The 2,408-nt window shown below is 62.6% G+C and carries 3 protein-coding genes; all 3 read right to left on the bottom strand.

The window, feature by feature from the left end; genetic code table 11:
• Nucleotides 1–662: ABC transporter permease subunit (locus GGD66_RS41055; protein WP_183262277.1), on the bottom strand; the 662-nt coding region annotated here is incomplete at its 3' end.
• 4 nt (nt 663–666) lie between these two features.
• The gene (locus GGD66_RS41050; protein ID WP_312014233.1) at nt 667–1,620 is read right to left on the bottom strand and encodes an ABC transporter permease subunit; all 954 of its coding nucleotides are present in this window, start codon (nt 1,618–1,620) and stop codon (nt 667–669) included.
• Between the two features lie 80 nt (nt 1,621–1,700).
• A partial coding sequence (locus GGD66_RS41045; RefSeq protein ID WP_183262275.1) for an extracellular solute-binding protein occupies nt 1,701–2,408 on the bottom strand: 708 nt, incomplete at its 5' end.

Here is a 2,408-nt window from a genome sequence, read left to right as displayed (position 1 = left end):
GACAGCGGCAGCAGGATGCTCCAGAAGAAGTGCAGCGGCGAGGCGCCATCCAGCCTCGCCGCCTCGCACAGCTCCTCCGGGATCGTCAGGAAGAACTGGCGAAAAAGGAACGTGGCGGTGGCCGAGGCGATCAGCGGAAGGATCAGCCCCGGATAGGTGTTGACCATGTTCCATTCGAGCGCGATCGCGACCTCGTGCCCGCTGATCCAGCGCCAGAGATCGGCGACATGGAGCGTATCCAAGAGCCATTGCAGCGGCAGCGCCGCATTTGCCACGGCTTCGAAGGTCGGCACGATCCGGACCTCGATCGGCAACATCAGCGACGTGAAGATCAGCCAGAATGCGAGCATTCGATAGCGGAATCGGAAGTAGGTGATGGCGAAGGCCGAGAGCAGCGATACCGCGATCTTGCCGGCCGTGATGCCGAGCGCCACGATAATCGAATTCGCGAAGGTGCGGCTGAAATTGCCCTTGCTCCAGGCCAGCTGCAGATTGTCGAAAAACTGGCTTCCCGGCAGCCATGGCAGCGGCACCTTCTGCACCTCGGCCACCGTGAGCGAGCCGGCCACGAATGCGAAATACAGCGGTACGCAGACCATCAGCGCGCCGGCGATCAGGATCGCGTGGCAGAGCATGTCAAGGATCGGTGAGCGTTCCACCATGCGGCTAGACCCCGTAATTGACCTTGCGGTCGAAGTAGCGGAATTGCAGCAGCGTGCAAATCAGCGCAAAGCTCATCAGGAGAACCGACTGTGCAGCGGAAGAGCCGAGATCGAGATTGACGAAGCCGTCGACGAAGACCTTGTAGACCAGAATGTTGGTTGCACCGGCCGGGCCGCCCTTGGTCACGGCATCGATGATGGCGAAGGTTTCGAAGAAGCCATAGATGAAGTTCATCACCGTGAGGAAGAAGATGGTGGGCCCGAGCATCGGCAGCGCGATCGAGACGAAGCGGCGGATCGGTCCCGCGCCATCCACGGCGGCAGCCTCCATCAGCGACACGGGCACCGCGAGCAACCCCACGACCAGAAAGATATAGTCGTAGCAGATGTGCTTCCATGACGCGGCCAGCGTCACCAGGATCAGCGCATCGGTCGGATTGAGGTTGGGGTCCCATGCAATACCGAGCCCGTGCAGCACCTGCGCGAGCGGGCCGACGGCGGGATTGAATAAGAAGGCCCACAGGATGCCGGCGATCGCGGGCGCTATGGCATAGGGCAACAGGATGATCGTGCGATAGGCCGAACGGCCGCGTATGATCCTGTCGGTGGCAAAGGCCAGCACGAGCGCGCTGCCTAATGTGAGCACGTTCTGCGCCACCGTAAACCAGAACGTCACCGCGATCGACTGGCGGTAGTCGCTGCTCGCAAGCAGCGTCTTGAAATTGTCGAGCCACACGAACTGAACGTTGGTCCCGAACGGATCGCTGAGCAGAACGGACTGCATCAGGGCCCGCAGCGACGGAATGAAGAAGAAGAACAGCAGGATCAGAAATTGCGGCAGCAACAGCAAAGTCGGCAGGCCGGGACTGTCGCCGAAATTGGCCCGCTTCAGTCCGGCCTCCTCACGCGGCCGCGTTCTCCCCGACGGACGCGATCTACCGGCGGCAGCCGCCGGCACGGCCTTCGACCCTCCGCCCCCCTGCCTTCCCTGAAGCATGGGTGCGCGTGCCGCGCGCCACGGGATGGACAGGCGCAACGTCATGGACGCTCGGTTTCCGGAGTCTTCCCGGCATTCAGCTTTTCGAACTGCCGCAGGATCTCGTTACCCCGCTTGACTGCGTCATCCATGGCCTGCTGCGGCTGCTTCTGACCGGCGAACACCGCCTCGACCTCCTGGCGCTGGGCCAGCATCGTCTGCACGAAGTTGCCAAAGCGGAAGCCGCGCGAGTTCTCGTTCGGCGTGCCGCGCGAGAGCTGCAGCACCGCGATCTCCCTGGTCGGATGATCCTTGTAATAGCCCCGCTCCCGCGCGAGTGCATAGGCGCGGTTGGTCGCGGGAACATAGCCGGTTGCGCCGTGCCACCAGACCTGGGTTTCCGGCTGCGCGACGAAATCCAGAAAGGCCGCGACAGCCTCGTATCGCTCCGGCGTGTGGCCCTTCATGACCCAGATGGCCCCGCCCCCGATGGTGCTGTTGAGAGGCGGATTGATGTCGCTCTCGTGCGGCAGGAAGGTGGCGCTCCAGTTGATGGTCGCATTGCGCTCGATGTTGCCGTGCGATGCGGTCGAATTGACGAAGGTCGAGCATCGGCCCGACGTGAACAATTGTTCGGGACTGAAGCCCTGGCCCGCGATCTGCATTACGCCGTCATCGAGCCATTTCTTGAGCCGCGCGACTTGCGAGACCACCTTCGTCTTGTTGTAGACGAACTCGGTGCCGAGCCCGTCGAAGCCGTTCGCTAGCGT

This window comes from Bradyrhizobium sp. CIR48 (assembly GCF_014198315.1).
In the GTDB taxonomy this organism is placed as follows: Bacteria; Pseudomonadota; Alphaproteobacteria; order Rhizobiales; family Xanthobacteraceae; genus Bradyrhizobium.
This window is presented reverse-complemented; position numbering and strand designations above follow the sequence as displayed.